Below are 26504 nucleotides of genomic sequence, written 5' to 3' on the forward strand. Positions count from 1 at the left end.
GCCTTGGGCCTATGCCTTTTTAAAATCAGGTATAAGCAGGCTGATCCCGCCTAGCCTAACTCTGCCCTGGCTACCATAGCATCAGCAGCATGGCGTCTAGCATCAGCAAGGCTAGATAAGGGAAAGCCACGGTGGGTTTGGCTGCATTTTTGAGGTACTCCAGCACCAGACCAAGCGCACCGCCGCGTTGCTGTTGCCACTGCGTGTGCAGTTGAAATGCCTGAGGTAGGGCCTGGGCTAGAGCTGCGTCCCGCAGCCAAGTTTCTAGCTGCAAAATGCGCGTGACCAGACGCGCTTGCGAAGTTCTGACGATCGCTTCCTGTAGCCAGAGTATACAAACCAAGGCTGCAGCCAAGTATAAATTCAGAGTCAGCATCAGGCCGAGTGCAAGCAGCAGCACGCAGACCAGTTTAATCAATAAACAGCTGCGCTCCAGTTGCTCACTTTGGCTTTGCAGTAGCAACCACTCCTGGCTGAGCATAGTGCGTTCTAACCCCACTGCGTCAGCATGACGATGTTCGATTTGATCATGCATAGTCGGGACTCCCGATATTTAGTGAAAAAATAAATACGCTACAAAAATAGCGGCCACCACGCCAGCAAAGTCGGCCAGCAAACCCATAGAAATCGCATAGCGGGTCTTGCGTATTCCTACCGATCCGAAATACAGGGCTACGATGTACAGGGTGGTGTCGGCCGAACCTTGGAAAATACACGCTAGCCTACCGACGAAGGAGTCTACGCCATAGGTACGCATGGCATCGACCATCATGGCTTTGGAGCCACTGCCGCTCAAGGGTTTCATCAAAGCAGTCGGCAAGGCTGGCGTAAAATCGGTATTCATACCCAGTTGCACGAACACCCAGTTGAAGCCCGACACGATCAAATCGAGCACGCCAGAATTACGCAGCACACCTATCGCCACCAGCATCCCGACCAGATAAGGAATGATAGTCAACGAGGTTTGCATGCCGCCCTTGGCGCCCTCGATAAAAGCTTCGTACACATTGACACGCTTGTGCAGTGCAGCGAGCATGAAGACCACGATAATCGTGAATAACAAGAGATTACTGCTGAGCTTGGAAAACACTTCAATCTCACTACGACTCATCGTCTGGCTCATAGTCCAGACCAGCGCCACGATCAAGCTGGTGATGCCGCCCAGCCAAGCCAGCACCACTCTGTCGAGCAAATTAATACGCTGTTTGATCGCCACTGCGATCAGGCCGACCACGGTGGCAACATAGGTGGCGATCATGCAGGGGATAAAAATATCCGAAGGGTCGCGCGCGCCCAACACGGCGCGCTGGGCCATGATCGCCAATGGTATCAAGGTCAAGCCGGAGGTGTGCAAGACCAGAAACATGATTTGCGCATCACTGGCCTCTTCCTTATTCGTGTTTAAAGTTTGCAGACTCTCCATCGCCTTCAGCCCAAACGGGGTGGCGGCATTATCGAGTCCCAATAAGTTGGCAGAAAAATTCATCACCATATGTGCATTGGCAGGATGCTGAGCCGGCACACCTGGAAAAATCCGCGCAAAAAATGGCGCAATTATTCTGGCGATAAAATTGATCGCACCCGCCTTCTCGCCGATATTCATGATACCCAACCACAGGGTCATGACGCCGGCCAAAGGCAAAGCGATATCCATCACGCCTACTTTTGCCGACTCAAAAGTGCCGTCGATGATGCGTTTAAAAACCTCAACATCGCCTAACAACAACCACTGCGCTAAGGCCGCAATAAAGCCAATAAAAAAGAAGCCGGTCCAGAGAAAATTAAGTGCCATAGAAATTAATGAAGGACAGCGGAAATGTGTCGAAAAAAAACAGCGTGCGGCAAGCAGTCTGATACTAGCGCATGGCCAAGCAAGGCCATCTAATTACCGACCAAACTGGCGGCGATATTAATGGAGAAACCGAGTATCGCCAAATTGAAAAAGAAACTTAACACCGCATGACCCAACACCGTCTTGCGCATTTGACGCGACATGATGGTCACATCTGAGGTTTGCACCGCCAAAGAGATGGTGAAGGAAAAATACAAAAAGTCCCAATAATCGGGACATGCCTCATCGTCGGGAAAACGCAAAGGCCGCTTATCTTTGGGGGAGCGGTAAAACATTAGCGCGTAGTGAAAGGTAAAAATCGTTGCCAGCAAACACCAGGAGCCAAACACGGTTGCCACGGTTAAGGCATATTTGAGTAAGCGTAGATCCTGCGGCAAACCCTTCATACCGGAGAGTTCAAACACGATCGCGATCAAACTGAGCGCGGCAGACAGCGACATGATCAACAAAACCGCCAGCGCACTGGCATCCTCTTGCTGGGCTAGCTGACGCACGCTGGCCTTATGGTCCTTAAACATCAACCAAGAGATCAAGATCAAATAACACCAGGCCGCCACGTTCCAACATAAAAGCGCGCGCGTGACGCCATCCCATTGCGCCGGCAATAAGAGAAAGGCCAGCAATCCCAAGACCACACTGATACTGAGCCTAGAACGGCTATGAAATAAATTCTTAAAAAAATCCATTAAATGTGTTTTCTTCCAAAAAATACAGCAAGCCAAATGCGTCTGAGTGAGGATTTAGGCAAAATTATTTCCGTTAAGCGCAGCGACTAAGACTTACTTTAATACGGCAAGGCGAGTGCAAGGGTGCTGAGGCGTTTTTGCATAATTCCTAATCGCAACAAAAATAGATGCATGCGCAAGCCAACATCATGACTATTTAGCCAGAGCGTAGTATATAGTAGGAAAACTGTTATTCATCAACAACAAAATCATGGTAATTCCTTGAAAATTTATTACACTAAAAGCAGAAGCACTTGCTTAGTCGTGATTAAGAATCCAGTTAGGATTTTGCTTAAGTTTTAATTTGCCGCCGGGGTCAGTCTATTTTATGAATAAGCGCCACCACTATCTGCCACTGCAAAGCGTTATCGCGGACATGGTCTTGGCCGACAATCTGCTGGATAAACTCGGCCATGTTTTGCTACCCGCTGGCACTTGCTTAACGCCAGCCATGATTGCCTCCATGCACCATCATGATGTACATCAACTCTCGATTTTGATTGACGACACATCTGAACCAGAACCGGATGCTGCGATCAGCTTACAAGTAAAAATGCAGAGACTAGATAGCCTATTCAGACATGCAGAAAAAGATGGCCCTATCGCTAAGCTGCTCGCTTACTTACAAAAATATCGACTAGAGGAGGCGCAATGAGCAGCTCCCTGATTGAAGATTCAGACCAGCAATTGCCTTTAGAGGCTGTGATCAAGCAGATCAAAGACTTGCCGACTTTGCCGGAACTGGCACGCCAGATGTTGTGCAATCTGGATGATGAAGACAGTAGTCTCGACGCCATTTGTGAAAAAGTAGCACAAGACCAGTCACTCGCAGCCAAGACTTTAAAATTAGCCAATTCCTCCTTGTATGGCGCTAACTCGAAAGTGGTTACCTTGCAACAGGCGGTGGCCATGCTCGGCGTCAAAAATGTCAAAAACTTGATACGCATGACCTCGCTGACGAATAGTTTTCCGGTATCGCGCTGCCGCGGTTTTGATTTCAAAGCATTTTGGCGGCATAGCGTCGCCACCGCGATTTGTGCAGAATTGATCTCGCGTACCCTGCACATGAAGCACGATTTCGCATTTACCGCAGGTCTGCTGCACGACATAGGTCGCTTGGTCTTGGTCACCCGCTTTCCCCAGGAATACGCAAGAGTGCTGGATTGCCAGGCGCAAAGAGATTGCCATCTGATCGATGCTGAGCAAGCTATTCTCGGTATTGATCATGTTGCGGCCGGTTTGATACTGGCGGTGCATTGGCAATTTTCGGATGCGATACAAGATGCGATTCGGGGTCATCATGAGCCAGAAAATAAGGAACTCAACTCGGTAGCCGCAATCGTCCATGTGGCCAATGTGATTGCGCATGCGCTGGACCTTAGTCAGACCGAAAAAGAGATGGTGCCCTTGCTGTCTAAAGCCGCTTGGGATACGCTGGCACTGACCGAAGCCGATTATCTGGCTATTTTTCGCGAGACTGAATTGCGTTTTGAGGCGATGGATCAGGTTTTATAAGCGTACAGCTCTGCTGCTTAGCTAGTGTGTAACTGCTCGAGCGCTGCTGATTTTTGCAAACGCCTATTTTTCGATTAACGTATTTGGAAAATCTATTTTGGAACAATTGAAGTATTTTAAGAATGCCGATTACGACATTGATAGCATCCATCTATTTCGCAACATTTCCCCAGAAGATAGGCAACAAATAGCCCACATCATCAAAAACTGCTTTGTGGTCAAAGCAAAAGCCGGGCAGATCGTGTTGGATGCGCATAGCTTTGGCGCCCGCCTCTACATCGTGCTCAGTGGCGCATTAGGAAACACGGCCAGTAATACGACAGCAAGCCCAGACAGCAAAGCTACCGAACATACCAAACACCAGTATCTACCCGGCGAATGTGTAGGTGAAATTTCTGTGCTGGATGAAGAAATTTACTCAAGTAATATTTCAGCCCTGTGCGAGAGTGAATTGCTGGTAGTCGAAGCAGAAACCATGTGGAAGCTGATTGATGAATCGAATGGCGTTGCCAGAAACCTCTTGCAACTACTCTCTTTTCGTATCCGCGCGGCAAATGCGCAAATTCGCAAGCGACAAAAGGTTGGAGAGTTTTATCGCCAGCTTTCTATGGTTGACGGCCTGACTGGCTTGCATAACCGGGCCTGGCTCAATAGCCAATTGCCCATCATGATAGAGAATGCCCACGCGACCGGAGTCCCGCTGAGCATCATCATGGTCGATCTGGATCATTTTAAAAAATTCAATGACACCCACGGTCATGTGATGGGCGACGATGCCTTACAAACCGCAGCAAAAGTGTTGAACGCGGGTTTGCGCCCTAGCGATTTTGCGGCACGTTATGGTGGCGAGGAAATGATCGTTATTCTACCCAACACCAATGAACAATCGGCTTTGATAGTGGCAAATCGGCTATGTGAGCGCCTGCAAAACGCCCGCGTATTTGCCGACTCAACGATCAAATTACCGCATATCACCGCCTCATTTGGTTTGTCCATGCTCAGAGAAGCACAAGATGGTACGGTATTTGTGGCAGCCGCAGACGCGGCGCTGTATCGGGCTAAAGAAGCGGGAAGAAATCAGGTCTCGCTTTAGAATTTATAGCCTAGCCATTAAAACCTGTACATAAAAAACCCGCGCTGCTTTAAGGCAGCGCGGGTTTTTTAATTTTCTAAACCAGCCGAAAAACCTGACTCGGATTTAGAACTTATAACCGACACCAAAGCTGACCGCCAAAGGATCAAATTTCAAATCCTGAGTCTGTCCAGTAGAGAAAGTTGCCTTAGTTTTCAAATAAGTCTTAGTCACACTCAAATCCATAAACCATTTTTCATTAAGTGCAACGGCAACACCAGCTTGCAAAGTCGCGCCCAGTTTATTATCGAGTTTAAACGTTGCCGGCGGACCACCAACATCCAACAATGCAGTCAATTGTGCAGAGCCTGTAGTCTTGGTGAAAACAGCGTAAGTTGCGCCGACACCGACATAAGGACGTAATGTTGCGGTTGGGCTCAGGAAACGATATTGTACCAAGCCTGTGACTGGCAACACTTTAGAACTACCCAGCATCCCCGTGCCTTCAATTGCACCGGCACCGTACAAGTTATGCTCGTAAGGCAAGCCTAAAGGAAGCTCCATAACAATATGATCGGTCAGGCTATAAGTGATGATGAGCACAGGCTCAGTATCGGTACCGACCGCCGCTTTGGTATGAGGCAAGGCCGGAGCCGACAAATCGCCACTCTCAACCTTAGGTGTGATCACGTTCAAACCAGCCTTAACTGTCCATTGGCCTGCGCTTTGCGCCGAGGCGCTAGCCGCTACTGTCATCGCTGCCGCTACTGCCAGCATTTTCACTGCGCTCTGTATATGTAATTTCATTGTGTCTCCAGATTCATTTTAGTATGGCTAACGCCATTTGCAGATACTGTCAGCCTGACTGTTTTGATGAAACAGTCAGGCATCGCTAGTCTCACATCCAGCCTTTGACCACTAGGCGTTCAGTCACATAACGTGCCAATAACAAATAGCCAAACGGAGTAGGATGGACCGAATCGGCGAACTGATAGTGACTTACATCACCAGCCACCAGATTCGCAGCATTGCAAGCGAGCGAACTTTCCAGTGGATTTTTCGCCACACTCAAATCGCAAGCCATGTCTTTCACATTAGTCAGACCATAAGGAGCTGGATTTGTAGCTTGATCATGACTAACCGAGAACACATCGACTAATACAACTTTCGCTTCACTGGCCAGACCTGCATTCAGTTGGTCGTTAAAAGTTTTCACCATCAGATTGATCAAGCCCTGAGTTTCAGCGCTTTGGCTAAGACCATTTGGCGTGGTTCCCAGATCAGGCAGGTTATTGACGACTACGCGAGTAGCGCCATTGGCGATAATTTGCGTCTTGACTAAAGCGACCAGCTCGGCACCGGCAACCCCCATCGCCACGACGGCTGCTGGTCCATTTGCTTTCGCGTAATCGGAACCCGCTGTGGTAGCTGCAGCTTTTGCAGTAACCACCATAGGACCGTACACAGCTGGGCTTGCGACCGAAGAATTTCCCGCTTGGATTGCGGCAGCGCCAACAGCAGCGCCAACTACACTCTCATCGGTGTGACCTGCACGTGCACTTTCGGTCGCCATAGCGATACCGATTGCTTGTGCCGCCGTAGCTGGACTCGTCGCGCCAGAGGCCAACAAACCAACCAAGGTGCTCGCAAATTTGTCTTGACCTGTTTTAGTTGCACCAGCAGATAGCGTTCCCAACTGCATCAGGGCATCATTACCACCGGCCATCACGAACACCAGCTCATCACCTTTAAATTTACCACCGACTGCGGCCAGGTGATTTTTAATCTGGGTGGCAACTGGTACAGTCAAGGCACCTAAATCCGAGCCCGTCAGTGCATTACCTGGACCGACTGGATTAGTTACACGTGCGCCGCCTTGTCCATAGCCATAGCAGCCAGGATTATTTACCACCGGCACAGATAAACCTTTGGCAGCATTACCATTCAAACCCGTCATTGCCGGACATGGTGCCGGCAAATTCAACTGCGCAGCCATCAACTCAGTCCAGTTTTTCCCTGTCAAAGCGGGATTAGTCGCAACGCTATTGCCATTAATATTAAATTTTCCGCCCTTGAGTGCCAGAACCGTGCCGACTGCATAGGTGCCGACGTCAGAGAGGCTATCGCCAAAAGACACTTGCGCGCTGTATTTAAATTTTGGAGTTTGATCTCCCGCGCTATTGGTACTACCGCCGCAGCCAGCTAATACTGCAACTGCAGTTAAAAGTGCCAAGGTAAATTTGGTTTGACGCATTTTGTCTCCGATGAATTAATTTTATGTAAGTCAATAACTTTCCCGCACCACTAAAATTAATGGAACGAGCGTACTAAAAACTTATAGAAGAGTATCGCACCCAGCTGGAAAGCCTGAATACAGAAAAATACTATTTAGAGTATTTATTCTAACAAAAAAGAGACATTTTCAAAAATATCTCAGAAGCATCTTTACCAAACATAAAAAATGCCCTTATTTAAAGGGCATTTTGAGCTTTTAAATTGACTCAGCTTTGATATTTTCGTCTGGCGACTTTGGCTTTTTGGAGAAATACCTCTGAGCGTTTCGGCCCCAATGATCCAGATAGGTGTACACAATAGGCACCACCAATAAAGTGAGCATGGTCGAAGTAATGATACCGCCTATCACGGCTCGTCCCATAGGCGCTTGGGACTCGGCGCCTTCGCTCATGCCTATCGCCATCGGCAACATGCCAAAGATCATCGCCAGTGTGGTCATCATGATGGGGCGTAGACGTACCTGCCCGGCGGCCAGTATCGCATCATGTTGTGACATGCCATGGCGCTGCGCCTGATTGATAAAATCCACCAGCAAGATCCCGTTTTTTGTCACCAGTCCCATCAGCATAATAAAGCCGATAATCGAAAACATATTTAAAGTGCTGCCCGTGACCAGCAAGGCAAGCAACACCCCTATCAAGGAAAACGGCAACGCCGTCATGATCGCAAGCGGCTGCAAAAAACTACCAAATTGCGAGGCGAGTATCAGGTAAATAAAAATCACCGCGATACCCAAAGCTGCCAGCGCCGATTTGAAAGACTCTTGCATTTCCTGAGTTTGCCCACCTATATCAAAGCGATAACCAGGCGGCAATTCTATGGTTTTTACCAGCTTCTGAACTTCGTTGCCGACGTCTCCGCTAGGGCGTCCCTCAACGTTGGCGTAAATGGCAGCACGTCGCTGTAAATTCTGACGCTTGATCACACGTGGACTGGTGCTGGTAACAAACTCGACCACCTGCCGCAAGGGCACCATCACCGGCTTACCAATGGCATCAAGACGACTACTCGCCAAGGATAAATCGCCTAAGTCAGAAATTTTCTGCCGTCCAGATTTAGGTAATTGCACGTTAATTTCGTAATTTTGTCCATCTGGCGCCTGCCATTGCCCTATGGTGTCACCGGCAACAAAAGGCCGCAGTGCCGAGCCGATTTGCTGCACCGATAAACCCAAATCATTGGCAAGCTCATTATTTACTTTTACCAAAACGGTAGGATTGGCCCCCGTCAAACTACTCTCTAAGTCAGCGATGCCTTTAATCGCGCCGACCTTGCGCATGACTTCAGCAATCACCTCCTGTAATTTATCCGCATCTGGCCCCAAAATAGCGATATAAATTGGTTTATCAAAACCTACCCCCACCTCTATCCCGGGTATAGTCTGCAAACGCTCGCGTATTTGCGATTCCAATTGTTTTTGCGACTTTCTATGCATGGCACTAGGGCGATGTAGCTTGATATTGATTTGTGCCGTATTCCTTTCATTCTCTATGCCTATGCTGGTATTGAGTGTGATTATCTCTGGCATCTTTTTCAAAATATCTTCGACCTGACGCGTTTTTTCATCGGTGTAATGCAAACTCGAACCTACCGGTGTTTTTAGATTTAACATGATCTGACTCTCGTCGGACTCAGGTATAAATTCTGCGCCTATCAATGGCAGCAAAAAGAAACTACCTATGAATAGTGCAAACGCCAGAGTCAGAGTAGTTTTACGTTTGCGCAATACCATTTCCAGCAAACGTCCATACACTGCGTGCAGCCACTCTATGCCATGTTCAATTTTTTCCATCATGCGTCCCAGTATCGGCAAGCGTTGAAACCGGTTTTCACTAGGGTCATGCCAGACTGAAGACAACATAGGGTCTAGGGTAAAACTAACAAAAAGAGAAACTAACACCGCCACCGAGACAGTAATCCCGAACTGGAAAAAAAATTGTCCTATCATGCCCTTCATGAATGCCACAGGGATAAATACGGCGACGATCGCAAATGTGGTCGCCATCACTGCCAAACCTATTTCATTGGTACCGTCTTCGGCTGCCTGCCGGTGATTTTTCCCCATACCCAGATGCCGCACTATATTTTCGCGCACCACGATGGCATCATCGATTAGCAAGCCTATGCATAAAGAGAGCGCCATCATGGTCAATAGATTAAGGGTAAAACCAAAGACCTTCAAAGCGATGAAGGTCGCGATCACCGAGATCGGCAAAGTCAGGCCGGTAATAATCGTACTGCGCCATGAATGCAAAAATAAAAATACAATCAGTACCGTCAATACGGCACCTTCGAGTATGGTTTCTTTCACGCCATTGAGTGCTTGCCGTATATAGTCGGCATTATTTTCACTGACACTAATCACCACATCTTTTGGTAAGCGCGTCTTTAAATCAGCGATAGCGGCAATCACACCGTCGCCCACCTCAACGATATTGGCATCCTGTATTTTTGAAACTGCCACAGCGATGGCGCGTTCTCCGTTCAAGCGAGAAATCGAAAACTCTTCCCTTTCGCCATCCATCACGTCGGCGACTTGTTCCAGGTAGACCGGAGTGCCAGCACGCCGTGCTACGATGATTTTATTAAAGCCACGGGCATCCTGAATTTTCGCCTCAAGACGCACTAATTGATCTTGAGAGCCAAGCGTGATCAGACCAGCAGGCATGTTTTGGTTAGTCGCCTGGATCGCGCTCAAAACTTCGTTTACGCCCACATTATTGGCCGCCATCCGGTCTGGATTGAGCTTAATCTGAACCTGGCGCACCACCGCACCACGTACATCAACGCGCCCGACTCCAGGCACACTCTGGAATTTTTTGGCGATAATCTGATCGGTTAAACTCGATAATTCGCGCAGGCTCAGTTGCTTAGAACTAATTGCCATCTGCACTACCGGTCTATCGTTACCGTCTTGTCCGCCACGGATGATAAACGGGTCTTTCACATCCTTAGGAAAACTCGGACGTATCTGCGCGACCTTATCGCGCACTTCCTGCAATACGCGATCAGCATTGACTGACAACTGAAACTCTATCCATATCCCAGCCCGCCCTTCATACGAGCTTGCCATGATACGTTTCACGCCGCTAATCGTATTGACGACGTTCTCGACTGGCTTGGTGATATCGTTCTCGACGATTTCTGGTGAGGCGCCTGGATACAGTACCTCCATCCACACCCCAGGTGCCTGCACATTCGGCATCTGCTCCAAGCCTAGACCTTGATAGGAAAACACGCCCAACACCAGTAGTGCCACCATCATCATGGTCGCAAACACAGGATTTTGAATACTGACTTTAGTGACCCACATGATTAACCTTTTAGCGTCGTTGCTGTGGACTTAGTGGGCATACTGGGCATAGACGCATCCGATTTAGCCTCCACTTTAGGTAGGCTTACTTTACTACCCGGTTTAATCGCATCCAATTTGGCAGAGATCACAATCGCACCCGGCGCTAAACCGCTTAACACTTGCACCAGGCCCTCATCTTCATTGCGCACACCTAGCTTAACTGTCTGGACCTGCACCACGTTATTCACCAAGGTGTAGACCACGTCTTTGCCATTTTGCTGACGCAATGCGACTAGTGGTATCACAGGCATAGCCAACGATTTTTCGAGTAGTAAACTACCCTTGGCGAACATACCTGCCTTTAAAGCCGCATCGGCGTTATTCACCGCTGCATACACCAGCATAGAACGCGAGCCCGATTCGGCCGCAGGATTAATTCTAGTTACTTGGCCACTAAAACTACGCGTGCCAAAACCATCTACCTTGAAATTGAGCAACTGGCCAATTTTAATTCGCGGAATTTCAGACGCAGGAACTGGCATTTCCAGGATCAATTGTGACAAGTTAACGATAGCAAATAGCGGACTGTCCAGTGACACCTTGTCGCCGGCCTGTACATGCCGCTTACTGACAATGCCATCAATGGGTGCTTTCACTTCGGTGTCGGCCAGTGCCAATTGTGCGACCTGACGTTGTGCCATGGCCGATTTGAGACTCGCTTGCGCCAGTTCCACACTATTATTCGTCACGTCAAAGGCATTTTGAGAAATGTACTTTTGCTGGAGCAGACTTTCATTCGAATTGCGATTTTTATTCGCCATCGCCAACTTAGCCTGCGCCTCATCGACACTGGCGTCTTGCGTGATCAATCGTGCACGTAAATCAGCAGCATCAAAGCGCGTCAAGACCTGCCCCTTAGTCACCGCCATTCCCTCTTGCACTAGGGTCTCGCGTACTTCTGCGCCCACTTTGGCACGCACCGTGACCTGATTAAGAGGCACCAAGGATCCAGAAATCGCCAGACTGGTATTCAAATCACGGATTTCAGATTTGAGTACATCGATCGCTGCCAATTCAAACACGAGCTTAGTCTTGCTGTCTTTGTCTGCATGCTCTTGCGCATCGGCACTGGATTTTTTTGCATAGATTAAATAAGCTGTGCCAGCAATGAGAATGACTAACAAGCCCAATAAGGGCAGCCGCCAGCGTTGTAGAAAGGAAGAGGCAGTAAGGCGGCCAGTTGTGTGCATAATTTTCTTTGTCATTGGTGAGGGTGCCATCGAGGGCCTTGCTTAATGCTTGCCAAAAAATAGCAGCAAAGTCTGAATTTTTATTCTTGAGATTTTCTTTTGTAGACTCTGACCGGGCAAATGAGAAGAAGTTCTCAAAACGCTATCATTTACGCTACTTTAAATTAATTTTTACAAAACTGCACTACGATGCGCTTAAATGACTAAGGAGAGACTGTGCCCTCCTTTTAAATTGCCAAAGCCCACGCTCAATTTCAAGAACTCAATTTGCCAGCCTATCCATGTTCTTAATGCGCTGATCCACAGAAAATCTGCCAGGTCCCACCATGATCAAAACCAGCAAGAGCAAGCCCCAATAAAAATGATCATTGATGGCAGCAGGACATTCAAACTGCCACAACTGAGGGTAAGAAATCACCGCCATGGCATTGACGGCAAACAGGCCCAAGGCCGCTGGGCGGGAAAAGACACCAACGATCAGCAAGAGCGGAAAGAATAGCTCGCCACCTGCACCCATTACCGCGGCCAACTCGGGCGACAAAAGCGGTACCATGTATTCTTCTCGAAACAAAGAAAGAGTCGATTCCCAGTCCGCAAGTTTGATCCAGCCCGCCTTCAGAAACTGCCACGCCACGAAAATACGCAAGGCCAAGGCTAATACCGAGACGCCCCACTCTTCCAGCAAAGAATCAAAACGCATACTTAAACGATGTAGCTGCAAAAAGTAGTTCATAGTATTTTCCAAATTTATTGTTGACTACTTTAAGTCGAAACAGCCAGCATTTACTTACATTGTTGAGCGCGATTGTTGCAACAGCCTAGACAGAATACGCTGAAAATGCGGAGGCCGAAAACCATAGATTGAGTTGCGTCGCAATATCAAACTGCGCGTCCTGCTCCATCGCCAATTCCAGCGCCAGCTCTATGGTATTTCCTTGAGCCAATGCCTGCAATGCCAGATAGGCTGCGTGGTCCAGAGCATGCACCTGGACCCGCCACTCATTGCGAGTGACCAGCGCAAAATTTTTGCTATTCAATTCCCTAGGCAAGCTCAGCGCTGAGCCTGGCTGATGCGCCAGCCATACATCCACACTGGAGCTCGCAGATTGATGCAATTGCGTGGCAGGATGCAGATCAAGCCTAGCGCTTTGCAAATCCTGGCCAGCACCTGCCAACAACGATCCCAGACTCAGCACATCGGCATCGGCGGCGTAATAAGCGCGGTGCACCTGCCACTCCAAAGCGGCGACATCAGAAAAATACGGATACGCCGCGGTCATACTAGAGGCGCTTAAAAAGCGCGGCAGATCGGCTCCGAAATAATTTAAATCCCCGCAAGCTGAGGGAAAGGTGATCCCGTAGGCGCGCGCCATTTGCTCAAAAAAATCTTGTCCGACTAATTGCTGCAGTACCGGATAAGCATTTACCAGAGCTTGGCTCCAGATTGCATTCAAATTTCCCCGGTAAAAAGCCAAGCGTCCTTCGCGCTGAGACGCATCATTAGAAAATAAGTCTAAGGCGGAGTGAGTATTTGAAATATCCAACAGCGCCGCGGCAAACAAGGACTGCGCGGTCTCCAAGTCAGTCGTGCTGTCCTCATCCATGTTCGCCTGGTTAGTCGGGTTAGCCATTTAGGGCCCGTTCTAGTACGCGACACTGCTCGGCCTTATTCGCCTCCGCCAGCAAAACATCGAGCTCAGGGATATCGGTATCCCATTCGATTAAGGTCGGAATTTCCGCGCCAAACAAGCTGCAAGCATCTTGATACAAAGCCCACACGGGAGCGGCGATCTGGCTACCATGATGATCGACCACGCACTCTGGCGTCAGTAAATGGCCAGCTAGATGGATTTCACCTATGCTGCTGGCCGGAAGCTGACTAAAGCACTGCAATGCCGCATGTGCATCCTCAGCGTGATTACATTGATTCACATACAAATTATTCACATCGAGCAAAATACCGCAGCCGGTTTTTTTAGCTAATTGCACCAAAAATTCAGACTCTGAAAATTCATCTCCGGCAAACCGCAGATAAGTTGAGACGTTTTCAATTAAAACCTGGCGTTTCAGTATCTCTTGGAGCTGAGTCACTCTGCTGACAAGCAGATCAAAAGCCGCGCGTGTCAAAGGCATAGGGAGTAAATCATTCATCTGGCGGCCAGCAACACTGCCCCAGCACAGATGCTCAGACACGAGGCCAGGCTCGATTCTTTGCACCAGACGCTGCAATTTTTCTAGGTGTTGGCTTGAATAGCCGCGCTGAGAACCGAGGCCAAGGCCGACCCCATGTAAACTAATCGGATAGTCGCGCCGCAATTGATGTAAGACATGCAAATCATAACCACCAGCACCAAAATAATTTTCGGAATGAACTTCTAACCAGTCTATCGCCACTGGTGCTTTCAGAAAATCCGGGTAATGCTGACTACGCAAACCGACGCCATTGCCCGACAAGGCGGCGGCGGGTTTGCGTAGCTTATCTGTAGAAATCGGGATATCCACAAATAATGATCTTTGCTGTAAAGCTAAAAAATTTAAGCTTTAGGTGCTTCGAGCTTGCCGCCCATTTTTTCACAAGTACCGGCAGGTACTTTTTTCCATTCATTCGCATCCATATCTTTTTTGCCCTGACCTGCGCATGAATGTGTACCATTTTTTGTTGCACAATCATTTTGTCCTGCCTTGGCCACACCAAAACATTTTTCAGTTTTTGCGCCATCAGCGGCCATTGCCATAGAAGAGCCCATCAAACCAGCCAATGCCACTGCGATCAATGCTTTGTTACTCATGTCCATCTCCTTGAATTTAAAAAGTACCATCCCTTAAGCGGGTCTATCATTGCGACTACAGAGAATAGTCGATCAAAGCGAAAATACCTTACACCTATTTTTAAAAAATTTCGGCAAGCCAAATAAAATTTCTTAAAATATAAGCCTTAGAACTTTAACATGGAATTGTCTACGCTATAAAAAGCCTAAATGGTGTATGCTCTTCGCCCCAAGAACTTCAACCCAAAAACGGACCATTTATGCAACAAGTTTCTTTTACCCTAGACGGTGAATACGTAGAACTGAACCAACTATTGAAATTGGCGGGTTTGTGCGATAGCGGTGGTGCCGGCAAGATGCTGGTCGCCAAGGGCGTCGTCAAGGTCGATGGTAAACTAGAACTGCGCAAGACCGCCAAGATTCGCCATGGTCAATTGGTGACACTAGGCGACGTCGCGATCAAGGTCAAAGCCGCCTGATTAGATGCAATTAAGCCGATTGCGTCAGCGAGGGAGCAACTTCATCGCTAAGGTTTAGCATGAAGCGCGCGAGCATATTGTCCATGCTATCGACATGGTGCTCGAACCAGTGTGGTAATTCCTCAGCTAAGCGTGCGCCTAGTTCGGTATCACCCGCGGCGACGCTGCGGCGCACTTCCTGCATCAATTCGAGTACCGCGTCATGCTCTTTTTGATGGCAGCCTAAAGGCGGGAAGCTGTGTTCGCGCATCCAGAGGTTTTCTTGTTCAAAATGCTGTTCGGTATGTACGATCAAGGCATCTAAACTTTGCAAAAAACTCTCGTCATCAGCCAGCGCTAGCGCGGCACATAAACTGACAAATTCCTGATGGGTTTCATCCATAGGTTCAAATTTCGAGACCAGTCGATCCGACCATCCCCACGCAGCTGTTGTCATCATTTTCCTTTTTTTTGCAAATTATTTACTAAGACGAATTATCCACTAATGTGCCTGGCAAAGTTTGCGCAAGCTCAGAATTTACTAACGGTGCATGGACTCAGCCTTAGTTTTGTAGACAAAAAAATAGCGCTGACTTAGCAGCGCTATTTTGGATGATAGGTATTTAACAAATACAGTGCGGGCGATTCAGGCAGAAGTATTAATATTTTGCCCAAGATGCGCAGGTAAATTTGGTGTAGTCGGTGCCGGCGGGATCGCCTCTATCAGAGCTGTGGCGCTCTCGGTGCCAAAATCGATGGCCTTTTTCAGGACCGCCAGACTCACAGCTTGGCTAGTACCGACATCGGCCAGGGTTGATGCTACATTTGCAATACCGTTAACGTCCATGACAATTCCCCTTATCCTCTAACTACTAAGGGTAACGGCAGGCGCGCTTGCATACTTTAGGTTTTTTAAGCACGAATCGCAAATAAATCGTTTTGCATGGCATGGTTTAGCCATTCCAACACCATTGCGGGCTGATTCAAGTCTAGCCAAATCACGCCCGCTGGCAAGTCTTCTGGCGCCGCCACATCGGAGGCGACCGCGACGATATGCTTATCTTCGCGGTAGATGGCAGGCTTACCAATGGAGGGTCTATGAATCTCAAGTTTGGCGATAGGCTCCCACTTAAAACCTTCCACCAGGATTAGATCGGAGGGTGCCAGACGGCATAATAATTCGGACAAAGTTGGCTCGGGAGCATCGCGCAACTCATGCACCAGCGCGTAACGATACGGCGAGGCCAATAAAATTTCTGCCGCGCCAGCGCGTCTGAGTCTAGCGCTGTCTTTGTGTGCTGGCTCGAGAATAATATCGTGATGACTATGCTTGAGCACGTTCACCCGCTTGCCTTGTGCCGCTAAGTGCGAGACCAGATATTCGAGCAAGGTGGTCTTACCGCTGCCGGACCATCCCACTACGCCTAGCAATTGTGTTCCGAGTTCCATATTTAATCATCAAAAAGCAGGTAATCAGGGGAGTATAACTAAAAACCACCCCAATTGCGCACATCCTGATTGCGCACTCTCACAATACCCCTATGAGTATAGTAGGAGTGCGAAACCCGGCTGGCGCTTAACCGCTATTTCTTAAGCCTGCCGCGATCCCATTGATAGATAAATGGATACCACGCCGTACTCGCTCATCCGGATCGCCCTGACGATAGCGCTCCAGCAACTCCACCTGCACGTGATTAAGTGGCGACAAGTAAGGGAAACGGTTACTGATCGAGCGTTTTAGCAATGGGTTAGCCGCCAATAATTCGTCCTGGCCGGAAATAAGCTTCAACACTTCGATCGTGGCCGCATGTTCGGCCTGCAATCTAGGAAAAATGCTGTCGCGCAAGGCCTGATCCTTGACCAGTTGCGCATAGCGGCTGGCGATCCCGATATCGCTCTTGGCCAAGACCATTTCCATGTTCGACAAAACCGTAGAAAAGAACGACCATTCCTTAAACATAGACTGCAAATTCTGCAAGCCAGTCTCCGGATGTGCCTTCAGATAGCTTTGCACTGCAGTACCAAAACCAAACCAACCCGGCAACATCAGGCGGCATTGCGACCAGCTAAATACCCAGGGAATTGCGCGCAGATCTTCGATCGCGGTGGATTTTTTGCGTGAGGCAGGGCGGCTGCCGATATTCAGACCTGCGATTTCTGAAATTACGGTCGATTCCCAGAAATACTGTTCAAAACCTTCGGTCTCATAGACCAGATGGCGATAAGCGCGGAAGGCGTGATCGGACAATTCTTCCATCGCCGACAAAAACTCTGGCCTTGGTGCAGCTTCAGTGTGCGAGAGCAAACTCGCCTCCATGGTGGCGGCCGCCAACACTTCCAAATTGCGCCGACCCACTTCCGGATTACCGTATTTGGCGGTAATCACTTCGCCCTGTTCGGTCAGGCGAATTTGTCCCTGCACCGCACCGGCCGGTTGCGCCAGGATAGCCTGAAAACTTGGTCCGCCGCCACGACCGACAGAACCACCACGGCCATGAAACAGACGCAAACGTAGCTGATGTTTTTCAAATACTTTGACCAAATCGAGTTCAGCTTTAAATAGCTCCCAACCCGAGGTCAGGAAACCGCCATCTTTATTACTGTCTGAATAGCCCAGCATGACTTCTTGTGCCATACCGCGACTGGCCAGCAGGCGTGCATAGGCGGGGATAGCGAACAAGCGATCCATAGACGGGGCGCTATTTTGCAAATCGCCGATAGTCTCAAACAATGGAATGATGTTGACGTCGAGCCGTGCCTGATCCGGATGCAACAAACCCGATTCTTTCAGCAATAAAGCCAGCTCCAGCATGTCGGAGACGCCATCGGTTTTGGAGATGATGCAGTTAGGTACTGCGCCCATGCCATAACGCTGCTTGGCGGTACAGGCGGCGCGATAAATCGCCAGCTCAGACTGGGTTTCTTCGGAATAGCTCAGATACGGCGAAGCCAGTGGACGCGATGAACTGATTTCAGCGATCAGGACGGCAATCCGCCCTTCTTCATCGAGCTCCAGATAACGCATCTCGGGGTTTGCTGCTTGTAAGAGTTCAGCCACCACACGCTCATGCACATCCGAATTCTGACGCAGATCCAGCGGTGCCAGATAAAAGCCAAACACGCTCACCGCACGTCGCAAATGGCGCAAACGACCACGCGCCAAAGCTGCTGACCCATTTGCCATCAGCGATTGATGGACAGTGTCAAGATCGGCCGCCAGTTGTTCGGCATTGACGTAAGCTTGCGCCAGACCACTGGCCGGAATCGCCGGTACCAGACCCAATAATTGGCTATAGGTGGCTGCCAGTCGCGCATACATGCCGCTAATCGCCAGGCGATACGGCTCATCCGAGCGGTGCGGCGAATGATCGGGGGAGCGCTCCGCCAATGCCTGTAATTCTGGTGAGACCTGCACCAGCAAACTAGCCATAGACAATTGCGAACCCAGAGTATGCAACTCATCGAGATAAAATTTGAGCGCGCGCGTTGCTTGCATCGCCAGGGTTTTTTCCAGCACTTCAGCGGTAACAAAAGGATTACCGTCACGGTCGCCGCCTATCCAGCTACCCATCTTCATGAAGCTAGGCAATTCCACAGTCTTATGCGCTGCATCTTTGCTGGCCAATAAATCTTCCAGACCTGCGTACAACTGCGGCAGTTCGCGCAAGAAGGTGTAATCGTAAAAACTCAGACCGTTTTCCACCTCATCGAGCACCGAGAGTTTCGAGGTGCGCAACATGCGGGTCTGCCATAAAGTCAGCACGGCGCGCCCTACCGCCTCTTCATTGGCACTAGACTCTTCCGGGGTCAACTGCATACGATCGCGCTCGTCCAGCAGACGGGTAATCGCCATCTGGCAATTGAGTATGCTCTTACGCTGCACTTCGGTAGGGTGCGCGGTCAGGACTGGACTCACTTCGGCAGTTTGGAAAAATTCTAGTAATTGCGCGGTGCTGTGGCCATTCTCATACAGCGCCTCTATGGTGTGCGCCAGGCTACCACGACGGGTAGCGGAACCAGCGATCAGATGGGCACGGGTACGGCGCACATGATGCTGATCTTCGGCCAGATTCACCAGATGCGAAAAATAACTGAAGGCCCGTATCACCTGAGTGGTCTGGTCATTGGTCAGGCTGTCGAGCGTGCTTTCCAGCTCGCTGCGCGCAGCCGGATCGGCATCGCGCCGAAAGCGTATCGAATTTTGGCGTACCGTTTCGATTAATTCAAAAATTTCGTCGCCATGCTGATTGCGCACGGTGTCGCCCAAGATGCGGCCGAGACGGCGAATATCTTCGCGCAGGCTATGGTCTTTGTCGTCTTCAGAGAGATCAACTTTAGTCGGGAATGGAGTATTCATACTTGAGAAGTTTACGGTACTGAAAAAAACATGAGATGAAAAATTTTGTCCGGGCGATGAAACCTATTGCGTTGCAGCATTTTGTAATTCCAGCGTATTCATCGGCCAGACTAAGCGAACAGTTTGACGGCTTGCTTACATGGGCTTGTCACTGTAATTGTTTGTTGATCTGCGTTGTTTTATCGCGACGTCGTATCGCCTGCAGCAAGCCACGGGTAGAACTATCGTAATCCTCCTTGACCGCATCCGGATCAAGACTGATCAATTGCTGCGCCAGCGATTTACCCAGTTCTACGCCCCACTGATCGAAAGCATTGATGTCCCAGATCACCGATTGCACAAATACTTTATGCTCGTACAGAGCGATCATGGCACCGAGCGAACGTGGCGTCAGGGAATCGAGTAGCAGGGTCGAGGTTGGACGATTGCCTTCAAACACGCGTGGCGCCAGCATTTTTTCCGGTAAATCACCCAGTTCGGCACGCACTTCTTGCATGCTCTTGCCCAAGGCCATGGCTTTTGACTGGGCGAAGCAATTGGCCAGCAAGGCCTTGTTGTGCCCAGGCAGACCAGCATCGTCTTCGGCCACCACAATAAAATCGGTAGGGATAATCGTCGCGCCCTGATGCAGTAACTGAAAGTAAGCATGCTGACCATTAGTACCGGCCTCGCCAAACAAGATAGGCGAGGTGGTGTAATCGACGCGCTGACCTTCCCGTGTGACGGACTTGCCGTTACTTTCCATTTCCAGCTGTTGCAGATAAGCCGGCACCCGTGTCATGCGTTGGTGGTAAGGCGCAATCGACAGAGCTTGCAGGCCGAGGAAGTTGATATTCCAGACCCCGATCAAGGCCATCAACACTGGCAGATTTTGCTCCAGCGGCGCTTGCGCGAAATGCAGATCCATCTCGTGCGCACCGGCCAGCATTTCTTCGAATTTATCCATGCCCACATACAGGGCAATCGAGAGACCGATCGCGCTCCACATCGAGTAACGTCCGCCAGCCCAATTCCAGAACGGGAACACGTTTTCCGGTGCGATACCAAATTCGGCCGCGGCTTCTACGTTGGTACTGAGTGCCACAAAATGCTGACGGATCTGTTCGGCCGGGCAGCCATGCGCCAGCATCCACTCGCGTGCGGTGCGCGCGTTGGTCAGCGTCTCCATGGTGACAAAGGTTTTCGATGCCACCACAAACAAGGTGGTCTCAGGATCGGCATTGGCCAGCGCATCGGCCACGTGGCGACCATCGACATTCGAGACGAAGTGCAGAGACAGATTTTTTTGCGACCAGGGTGCTAAGGCGATGCACGCCATTTGCGGGCCCAGATCAGAGCCACCGATACCGATATTAACGATAGTGCGGATAGACTTGCCGGTGTAACCCAGCCAGCGCCCTTCGCGCACCGCATCGCTAAAGCTGCGCATCTGCGCCAAGACTTTATGCACATCGGCGGCGATGTTTTCGCCATTCAAATTAAACGTTTCACCTCGCGGCAGGCGCAACACGGTATGCAAAACTGCGCGATTTTCGGTGTGATTAATGGCTTCGCCACGCAACATGGCATCACGGCGCGACTCAACTTCTTGCTGTCTGGCCAGCGCCAGCAAATTGAGCTTGGCGGTGGTATCAATTCTTTGTTTCGAGTAATCGAGCAACATGCCACAAGCGGATGCCGAAAAATGCGTAAAGCGTTGCGGATCGGCTTGAAACAAGTCCTTCAGACTTGGCATATTGTTGGCGCGCTGCTGCAACAGGCACCATAAAGGAGTACGGGAAACAGAAATTGCCATGATGTCTTTATGCTTAAATAAATTAACTGGAGAATTACCTGAAAATGCGCTAGCTACTATGAGTCTTAGGGGGAGTATCGCGTATCGCAGGGCGATTGCGCACGTATCTATTGCGCAAACTGACCTGACTTAGTCATACCCTCCCCTAGTATCTTATTTTGCTGCAGCCGCTGCCTGAGCTGCCAGCGCGCCTATCGCAGCCCAGTCCTTAGCTGCGATCAAGCTAGCTGGACACATCCATGAACCGCCTACACACAGCACATTGGATTGCTGCAGCAGTTGCGGCATGGCTTCTACGGTGACGCCACCGGTCAGGCAAAAACGCACATCGGGAAATGGCCCGCCCAGGGCTTTGGCCATCTTGATGCCGCCCACTATGTCAGACGGAAACAACTTAACCACATCAAAACCATGCTCCAGCGCCAGCATTAAATCGCTAGCACCACCGACGCCAGGAAAATACGGTAAGCCAGACTCAGCGGCCGCTTTTGCCAACACGGGTGTGATACCAGGACTAATCCCGAAAGCCGCGCCAGTTTCTTTGACTGCATCCAACTGTGCAGGCGTCAAGATAGTGCCTGCGCCCACCGTCACACCCGGGCAGGCCTTGACCACTTCACGCAAGACGTTCATGGCGTTAGGGGTACGCAGAGTAATCTCTACCGCCGGCAAGCCATGCTCGGCCAGCGTTGTCACGCAGCGTATCGCCTGCTCTACATCATCAGTCACCAAGATAGGCAAGACGCGCAGTTGGGCCAGTTGGGCAATGATGCTCCGTTTGCTAGGATTCATGTTGTTCTCTTATCTAAAATTAGGGTAGGCCAGCTTACTTAACTCAATAATTAATTGGTAAATCAATCAATCAATCAATCAATCAATCAATCAATCAATCAATAAACAAAGTCGATGCACCTTTTTCTGGCGCCGTTACGACCCGTCTTTGTGCCACGAACAAATCACGTCCATAGCCATGCGAAGAGTCGCTACTCAAAGTACGCACAGCACGACTATTCCACTCATCCTCAGCCACCAAGGCGCGTAATTCACCGGTGTGGACATTGAGCTCGATCAGGTCGCCTTCCTGCACCTTGCCCAGTGGCCCGCCTTGTGCCACTTCTGGACTGACATGCAGTGCCGCCGGGATTTTGCCAGAGGCACCCGACATACGCCCATCGGTCACCAGCGCAACTTTATAGCCAGCCGACATCAGGCTACCCAATACCGGCGTAAAGTGATGCAGTTCGGGCATGCCATTGGCTTGCGGGCCCTGGAAAATCACCACGGCCACGAAATCCATATTCAATTGCCCGGCCTTGTAGGCATTCACCAGCGCGTCTTGAGAATCAAACACTTTGGCCGGCGCGCGTACTATCCACGCCTCTTCCGGCACGGCAGACGCTTTGACGATGGCGCGCCCCAAATTACCTTGCAGCAGACGCAAACCACCAGTAGTCGCAAACGGATCATTGACATTACGTACCACGCTGGTATCGGTAGACAGCGCTGGCAGCGCTTGCCATCTGACTTTTTCGCCCTCCAACACCGGCTTGGTGGTGTGTGAGTTCAAGCCCTGGTCGCCAAACACCGTCATCACATCGGCGTGCATCAAACCGGCCGAGAGTAATTCGCGGATCACAAAAGTGGGGCCGCCAGCATCTTCAAAGGCATTCACATCGGCAGTGCCATTTGGATACACGCGAGTCAAGAGAGGGATAATCGAGGAGAGCTCATCGAAATCGGCCCAATCGATCAAAATACCGGCAGCGCGCGCTACCGCAATCCAATGAATGGTGTGATTAGTCGAGCCACCAGTGGCCAACAAAGCGATGACGGCATTAACGATACATTTTTCATCGACCAGTTGGCCGATAGGACGGTAGTTGCCACTCTGTTCGGTCAACTGCAACACGCGCTCTACCGCGGTATCGGTCAAGGCAGCACGTAAAGGATCGGCAGGATGAACGAAAGCGGCGCCCGGCATATGTAAGCCCATCGCTTCTAACAACATCTGATTACTATTGGCGGTGCCGTAAAAAGTACAGGTGCCAGCGCTGTGATAGGCCGCACTTTCGGCTGCCAGTAATTCATCTTTAGTCGCCTTGCCTTGGGCATAGCGTTCACGTACCGCGGCTTTTTCTTTATTCGACAAGCCCGAGCCCATAGGTCCGGCCGGCACAAAAATAGTTGGCAAGTGACCAAATGCCAAAGCGCCTATCAACAGGCCAGGCACGATCTTGTCGCAAATCCCCAGGCATAAGGTGGCATCGAAAGCATCGTGCGAAAGCGCGATTGCAGTCGCCTGGGCAATCACGTCGCGTGAAAACAGCGACAACTCCATCCCAGGACGCCCTTGAGTGACACCATCGCACATGGCTGGTACACCGCCCGCCACCTGCGCGGTGGCATTAAAGCGCAGCGCTGTTTGCTTAATTTGATCCGGATAAGTGGCATAAGGCTGATGCGCCGATAGCATATCGTTATATGAAGTAACGATGCCGATATTCGGTTTTTGCGCCTGATTGAGCCAAATTTTAGCCTTGGAGTCAGCCGCGGCATTGGCATGCGCCTGATTCGCGCAAGACAGGCTGGCTCGACGCGGACCGCGGCCACGCATTTGTTCCAGACGCGCCAGGTACTCACTGCGCAACGTCTTACTGCGTTCAATAATACGTTGTGTCACGCGCTGCAATACTGGATGCAGTGGAGGATTAACGCTAGGCTGTGTGCTCATAGATGGGGCTCGCTTTAGACTTGATTCAGATGCTGAAAGATTAGCATAATTTCAGATTTTCTGTAACAAACTTTCAGAAATAAGCTTAAAAGTGGAAATTACGTCAAAAACAAACAAATAACTCGTAACGAAACTACATTTCTGTTTGAAATATGCCATAATTCAGACACACTTTTTCAGAACCAGAACAAACCGGAGTCAGCATGACCACATTTGTATTGTTTGGCGGCACTGGCGATCTTGCCAAGCGCAAAATCATCCCTGCTTTGTATAGCGCGTATGTCAATGGTCGGCTAGCTGCCAGTTTTAGTTTCATCGGTGCCGCGCGTGAAGCCCTCACGGATGAAGAGTTTCGCGTGCGGGTGGCCGCCAGTATCGAGGCCTACGCCAGCGAAGACGCTGATCACAGCGCCGAAAAAATGGCAGCCTTTCTGGCTCTGACGACTTATTCCAAAATCAATGCACATGAAGCCGGCGATTTTGAGCAGCTCAAACAACGCATACACACCTCAGAAACCGACCCTACGCTGTTTTACCTCGCCACTGGTCCGGATATCTTTATCCCGGTGGTTGAGCAACTGTCTAAACACGGCCTGGTCGAAGGCAATGCCCGCGTGGTGGTAGAAAAACCTCTGGGGCGCGATGCCCAGTCGGCCAAAGAGATTAATCAATCGCTGCGCACTTATCTGAATGAAAATCAGATTTACCGTATCGATCACTATCTGGGTAAAGAGATGGTGCAAAACTTGTTGGCGCTACGCTTTGCCAATTCGTTTTTAGAGCCACTCTGGAATCGTAAGTGGATACAAGACGTACAGATTTCGATTTCTGAGCAAGTCGGGGTAGAGTCACGCGGCGATTTTTACGATCGCACTGGCGCGCTGCGCGACATGGTGCAAAACCATTTATTGCAACTGGTTTCTATCGTCGCCATGGAGCCGCCGGTGAACGCCAACCCAGATGCGATCCGCGATGAAAAAGTTAAAGTATTGCGCGCCCTGCATAAATTCACACCGGAAGAAGTGAGTAAAAAAACCGTGCGCGGCCAATATCGCGCCGGCGCTGTTGATGGCAAACCTGTCATTGGATATCAGGCTGAACCTGGTGTACCGACCGCCTCACGCAACGAGACTTTCGTCGCGATCCGCGCCGAGATCGACAACTGGCGTTGGGCTGGCGTACCGTTTTATCTGCGTACCGGCAAACGTATGGCGAGCCGCTGTGCCGAGATCACGATTAATTTTAAGCCGATACCGTATTCCATCTTTGGAAAAGCACAAGGACCTTTGCGCTCGAATCGTCTGGTGATCTCGCTGCAACCGGAAGAAAGCGTACAGCTCTTCATGAAGGCGAAAGAACCGGGCGAAGGGATACGGCTGTCGGATGTGGCACTCAATCTCGATTTCGCCGAAGCCTCAAATTTACGCCGGGTCGAATCTTATGAGCGTCTGTTATTAGATGCCATGCATGGCGACCTGACCTTGTTTGTACGTGACGATGAACTCAGTGCCGCCTGGGCCTGGATAGACCCTATCATGAGTGCCTGGAGCAATGACAGCGAAGGTTTGAAATCCTACATCGCTGGCAGTTGGGGGCCGGCCGCGTCTAGCTACCTGCTGGCGCAACATGGCGCCGCCTGGGGCGAAGAGTATGTGGAAGGTTAAGCAAGCATGAGCACGATTAAATTTAATTCTTACGCAGACTTCTCTGCACTGAGCGATGCACTGCTGGCAGAGTGGATATCAGAAATAGATGGCGCAACAGCGGCGCGGCTTCCAGCCCATTTTGCCCTTGCAGGCGGCTCCACGCCTGCGCCTGTGTATCGCAAACTAGACGCGATGCTGGCCGCGCGCGACATTTGCAATCTACATCTGGTCGCCACCGATGAGCGCTGGGTGGCCGACAGCGATGCGCAAAGTAATGAGGGTTTATTCAAGCAATGTATGCCGCTCTCCTATGGTAAGCAATGGCAACTAGTCTCATTGAAAAATGCGGCACGCACACCGGAAGTAGCGGTAGAAGCAATTAGCGAGCGTCTGCATCAACAAATACCGCACAGTTTTAATGCGGTCTTGCTGGGCATGGGTACTGACGGCCATATCGCCTCACTATTCCCGGGCGCACCGACTCAGCATGATCATCTGGCCTGTCTGGCTGCGCTACATCCGCAAACGCGCCAGAGCCGCATCTCTCTGTCGCTGCCGCGCCTGTTAAACACCAAAAAAATCTGGCTAGTGATTAGCGGTGCAGAAAAACGACAATTATTAGAACGCGCCGCCAGCCTTAGTTTGCCGATTTCTACTTTAATCGCCCAAGCAGGCTGTACCATAGAGGTCTTTTGGTGTCCCTGATAAATGCTTATTTATTGGCTATTTTAAACACTAGTTTAAA

General features: G+C 50.2%; 24 protein-coding genes. 6 read left to right on the plus strand and 18 right to left on the minus strand.

The window, feature by feature from the left end; all coding sequences use genetic code 11:
- Nucleotides 1–70 precede the first annotated feature (70 nt).
- From EJN92_RS02750 to EJN92_RS02760, 3 genes are all read right to left on the minus strand, one after another.
- Nucleotides 71–535, minus strand: coding sequence for a hypothetical protein (locus tag EJN92_RS02750; RefSeq protein WP_126126425.1), 465 nt, complete (start codon nucleotides 533–535; stop codon nucleotides 71–73).
- An 18-nt stretch (nucleotides 536–553) separates the two neighbouring features.
- Entirely contained in the window at nucleotides 554–1792 is a 1239-nt protein-coding gene (locus tag EJN92_RS02755) for a nucleoside recognition domain-containing protein (protein WP_126126426.1), read from the minus strand.
- Nucleotides 1793–1881: 89 nt separating this feature from the next.
- Nucleotides 1882–2538, minus strand: a complete 657-nt coding sequence (locus EJN92_RS02760) for a DUF1345 domain-containing protein (RefSeq protein WP_126126427.1) — start codon at nucleotides 2536–2538, stop codon at nucleotides 1882–1884.
- Between the two features lie 367 nt (nucleotides 2539–2905).
- Between EJN92_RS02760 and EJN92_RS02765 the strand changes: the two genes are divergently transcribed.
- The 3 genes from EJN92_RS02765 to EJN92_RS02775 all read left to right on the plus strand — a co-directional run bounded on the left by EJN92_RS02765 (nucleotide 2906) and on the right by EJN92_RS02775 (nucleotide 5185).
- On the plus strand, nucleotides 2906–3232 hold the full coding sequence (locus EJN92_RS02765) for a hypothetical protein (protein WP_126126428.1): 327 nt from the start codon (nucleotides 2906–2908) through the stop codon (nucleotides 3230–3232).
- Nucleotides 3229–4092, plus strand: a complete 864-nt coding sequence (locus EJN92_RS02770; RefSeq protein WP_126126429.1) for an HDOD domain-containing protein — start codon at nucleotides 3229–3231, stop codon at nucleotides 4090–4092. Before EJN92_RS02765 ends, EJN92_RS02770 begins: the two co-directional genes overlap by 4 nt.
- 97 nt (nucleotides 4093–4189) lie before the next feature.
- A complete protein-coding gene (locus tag EJN92_RS02775) occupies nucleotides 4190–5185 on the plus strand; it encodes a GGDEF domain-containing protein (protein ID WP_126126430.1) in 996 nt (331 codons plus the stop codon).
- Nucleotides 5186–5290: 105 nt separating this feature from the next.
- Here EJN92_RS02775 and EJN92_RS02780 read toward each other — a convergent pair whose 3' ends face one another.
- From EJN92_RS02780 to EJN92_RS02815, 8 genes are all read right to left on the minus strand, one after another.
- A complete protein-coding gene (locus EJN92_RS02780; protein ID WP_194074958.1) occupies nucleotides 5291–5971 on the minus strand; it encodes an OmpW/AlkL family protein in 681 nt (226 codons plus the stop codon).
- A gap of 91 nt (nucleotides 5972–6062) precedes the next feature.
- Entirely contained in the window at nucleotides 6063–7418 is a 1356-nt protein-coding gene (locus tag EJN92_RS02785; protein WP_126126431.1) for an SGNH/GDSL hydrolase family protein, read from the minus strand.
- Between the two features lie 237 nt (nucleotides 7419–7655).
- The gene (locus tag EJN92_RS02790; protein WP_126126432.1) at nucleotides 7656–10772 is read right to left on the minus strand and encodes an efflux RND transporter permease subunit; all 3117 of its coding nucleotides are present in this window, start codon (nucleotides 10770–10772) and stop codon (nucleotides 7656–7658) included.
- A gap of 2 nt (nucleotides 10773–10774) precedes the next feature.
- Complete coding sequence (locus tag EJN92_RS02795) at nucleotides 10775–12004, minus strand: efflux RND transporter periplasmic adaptor subunit (RefSeq protein ID WP_227869676.1); 1230 nt, start codon at nucleotides 12002–12004, stop codon at nucleotides 10775–10777.
- 262 nt (nucleotides 12005–12266) lie between these two features.
- Complete coding sequence (locus EJN92_RS02800) at nucleotides 12267–12737, minus strand: DoxX family protein (protein ID WP_126126434.1); 471 nt, start codon at nucleotides 12735–12737, stop codon at nucleotides 12267–12269.
- A gap of 85 nt (nucleotides 12738–12822) precedes the next feature.
- Nucleotides 12823–13635 carry an HvfC/BufC N-terminal domain-containing protein gene (locus tag EJN92_RS02805; protein WP_126126435.1) on the minus strand — a complete coding sequence of 271 codons (813 nt, stop codon included), beginning with the start codon at nucleotides 13633–13635 and terminating at the stop codon, nucleotides 12823–12825.
- Nucleotides 13628–14506, minus strand: coding sequence for an MNIO family bufferin maturase (gene bufB / locus EJN92_RS02810; RefSeq protein ID WP_227869677.1), 879 nt, complete (start codon nucleotides 14504–14506; stop codon nucleotides 13628–13630). Before bufB ends, EJN92_RS02805 begins: the two co-directional genes overlap by 8 nt.
- Before the next feature lie 32 nt (nucleotides 14507–14538).
- The gene (locus EJN92_RS02815; protein ID WP_126129735.1) at nucleotides 14539–14793 is read right to left on the minus strand and encodes a BufA1 family periplasmic bufferin-type metallophore; all 255 of its coding nucleotides are present in this window, start codon (nucleotides 14791–14793) and stop codon (nucleotides 14539–14541) included.
- 239 nt (nucleotides 14794–15032) lie between these two features.
- Here EJN92_RS02815 and EJN92_RS02820 point away from each other — a divergent pair, with 239 nt between their 5' ends.
- A complete protein-coding gene (locus EJN92_RS02820) occupies nucleotides 15033–15251 on the plus strand; it encodes an RNA-binding S4 domain-containing protein (RefSeq protein WP_126126436.1) in 219 nt (72 codons plus the stop codon).
- A gap of 10 nt (nucleotides 15252–15261) precedes the next feature.
- Here EJN92_RS02820 and EJN92_RS02825 read toward each other — a convergent pair whose 3' ends face one another.
- The 7 genes from EJN92_RS02825 to edd form a co-directional block, all read right to left on the minus strand.
- Nucleotides 15262–15687: a hemerythrin domain-containing protein gene (locus EJN92_RS02825; protein WP_126129736.1), complete on the minus strand. Its 426-nt coding sequence runs from the start codon at nucleotides 15685–15687 to the stop codon at nucleotides 15262–15264.
- 189 nt (nucleotides 15688–15876) lie between these two features.
- Nucleotides 15877–16077 (minus strand): YjfB family protein, encoded by a 201-nt coding sequence (locus tag EJN92_RS02830; protein ID WP_126126437.1) that lies wholly within the window; start codon nucleotides 16075–16077, stop codon nucleotides 15877–15879.
- A 65-nt stretch (nucleotides 16078–16142) separates the two neighbouring features.
- Complete coding sequence (mobB, locus tag EJN92_RS02835; RefSeq protein WP_126126438.1) at nucleotides 16143–16679, minus strand: molybdopterin-guanine dinucleotide biosynthesis protein B; 537 nt, start codon at nucleotides 16677–16679, stop codon at nucleotides 16143–16145.
- Between the two features lie 127 nt (nucleotides 16680–16806).
- A complete protein-coding gene (gene ppc / locus EJN92_RS02840; protein WP_126126439.1) occupies nucleotides 16807–19587 on the minus strand; it encodes a phosphoenolpyruvate carboxylase in 2781 nt (926 codons plus the stop codon).
- Nucleotides 19588–19735: 148 nt separating this feature from the next.
- A complete protein-coding gene (gene pgi / locus EJN92_RS02845; RefSeq protein WP_407701548.1) occupies nucleotides 19736–21376 on the minus strand; it encodes a glucose-6-phosphate isomerase in 1641 nt (546 codons plus the stop codon).
- 159 nt (nucleotides 21377–21535) lie between these two features.
- On the minus strand, nucleotides 21536–22174 hold the full coding sequence (gene eda / locus EJN92_RS02850; protein WP_126126441.1) for a bifunctional 4-hydroxy-2-oxoglutarate aldolase/2-dehydro-3-deoxy-phosphogluconate aldolase: 639 nt from the start codon (nucleotides 22172–22174) through the stop codon (nucleotides 21536–21538).
- 94 nt (nucleotides 22175–22268) lie between these two features.
- Nucleotides 22269–24113 carry a phosphogluconate dehydratase gene (edd, locus tag EJN92_RS02855; RefSeq protein ID WP_194074959.1) on the minus strand — a complete coding sequence of 615 codons (1845 nt, stop codon included), beginning with the start codon at nucleotides 24111–24113 and terminating at the stop codon, nucleotides 22269–22271.
- Between the two features lie 203 nt (nucleotides 24114–24316).
- On the opposite strand from edd, the gene zwf reads away from it, so the two are divergent.
- Together zwf and pgl are read left to right on the plus strand one after the other, a co-directional pair.
- Complete coding sequence (gene zwf, locus EJN92_RS02860) at nucleotides 24317–25777, plus strand: glucose-6-phosphate dehydrogenase (protein WP_126126442.1); 1461 nt, start codon at nucleotides 24317–24319, stop codon at nucleotides 25775–25777.
- Between the two features lie 6 nt (nucleotides 25778–25783).
- Nucleotides 25784–26464, plus strand: a complete 681-nt coding sequence (gene pgl / locus EJN92_RS02865; RefSeq protein WP_126126443.1) for a 6-phosphogluconolactonase — start codon at nucleotides 25784–25786, stop codon at nucleotides 26462–26464.
- Nucleotides 26465–26504 lie beyond the last annotated feature (40 nt).

This window comes from Undibacterium parvum (genome assembly GCF_003955735.1).
GTDB classification, from domain to species: Bacteria; Pseudomonadota; Gammaproteobacteria; order Burkholderiales; family Burkholderiaceae_D; genus Undibacterium; species Undibacterium parvum.

Coding starts and splice junctions, on each gene's coding strand:
- EJN92_RS02760 (WP_126126427.1), bottom strand. CDS start 2,538: ATGGATTTTTTTAAGAATTTATTTCATAGCCGTTCTAGGCTCAGTATC.
- EJN92_RS02820 (WP_126126436.1), top strand. CDS start 15,033: ATGCAACAAGTTTCTTTTACCCTAGACGGTGAATACGTAGAACTGAAC.
- EJN92_RS02805 (WP_126126435.1), bottom strand. CDS start 13,635: ATGGCTAACCCGACTAACCAGGCGAACATGGATGAGGACAGCACGACT.
- pgl (WP_126126443.1), top strand. CDS start 25,784: ATGAGCACGATTAAATTTAATTCTTACGCAGACTTCTCTGCACTGAGC.
- EJN92_RS02815 (WP_126129735.1), bottom strand. CDS start 14,793: ATGAGTAACAAAGCATTGATCGCAGTGGCATTGGCTGGTTTGATGGGC.
- mobB (WP_126126438.1), bottom strand. CDS start 16,679: ATGGAACTCGGAACACAATTGCTAGGCGTAGTGGGATGGTCCGGCAGC.
- EJN92_RS02785 (WP_126126431.1), bottom strand. CDS start 7,418: ATGCGTCAAACCAAATTTACCTTGGCACTTTTAACTGCAGTTGCAGTA.
- ppc (WP_126126439.1), bottom strand. CDS start 19,587: ATGAATACTCCATTCCCGACTAAAGTTGATCTCTCTGAAGACGACAAA.
- EJN92_RS02790 (WP_126126432.1), bottom strand. CDS start 10,772: ATGTGGGTCACTAAAGTCAGTATTCAAAATCCTGTGTTTGCGACCATG.
- EJN92_RS02780 (WP_194074958.1), bottom strand. CDS start 5,971: ATGAAATTACATATACAGAGCGCAGTGAAAATGCTGGCAGTAGCGGCA.
- EJN92_RS02750 (WP_126126425.1), bottom strand. CDS start 535: ATGCATGATCAAATCGAACATCGTCATGCTGACGCAGTGGGGTTAGAA.
- EJN92_RS02755 (WP_126126426.1), bottom strand. CDS start 1,792: ATGGCACTTAATTTTCTCTGGACCGGCTTCTTTTTTATTGGCTTTATT.
- edd (WP_194074959.1), bottom strand. CDS start 24,113: ATGAGCACACAGCCTAGCGTTAATCCTCCACTGCATCCAGTATTGCAG.
- eda (WP_126126441.1), bottom strand. CDS start 22,174: ATGAATCCTAGCAAACGGAGCATCATTGCCCAACTGGCCCAACTGCGC.
- EJN92_RS02770 (WP_126126429.1), top strand. CDS start 3,229: ATGAGCAGCTCCCTGATTGAAGATTCAGACCAGCAATTGCCTTTAGAG.
- EJN92_RS02800 (WP_126126434.1), bottom strand. CDS start 12,737: ATGAACTACTTTTTGCAGCTACATCGTTTAAGTATGCGTTTTGATTCT.
- zwf (WP_126126442.1), top strand. CDS start 24,317: ATGACCACATTTGTATTGTTTGGCGGCACTGGCGATCTTGCCAAGCGC.
- EJN92_RS02830 (WP_126126437.1), bottom strand. CDS start 16,077: ATGGACGTTAACGGTATTGCAAATGTAGCATCAACCCTGGCCGATGTC.
- EJN92_RS02795 (WP_227869676.1), bottom strand. CDS start 12,004: ATGCACACAACTGGCCGCCTTACTGCCTCTTCCTTTCTACAACGCTGG.
- EJN92_RS02825 (WP_126129736.1), bottom strand. CDS start 15,687: ATGACAACAGCTGCGTGGGGATGGTCGGATCGACTGGTCTCGAAATTT.
- EJN92_RS02765 (WP_126126428.1), top strand. CDS start 2,906: ATGAATAAGCGCCACCACTATCTGCCACTGCAAAGCGTTATCGCGGAC.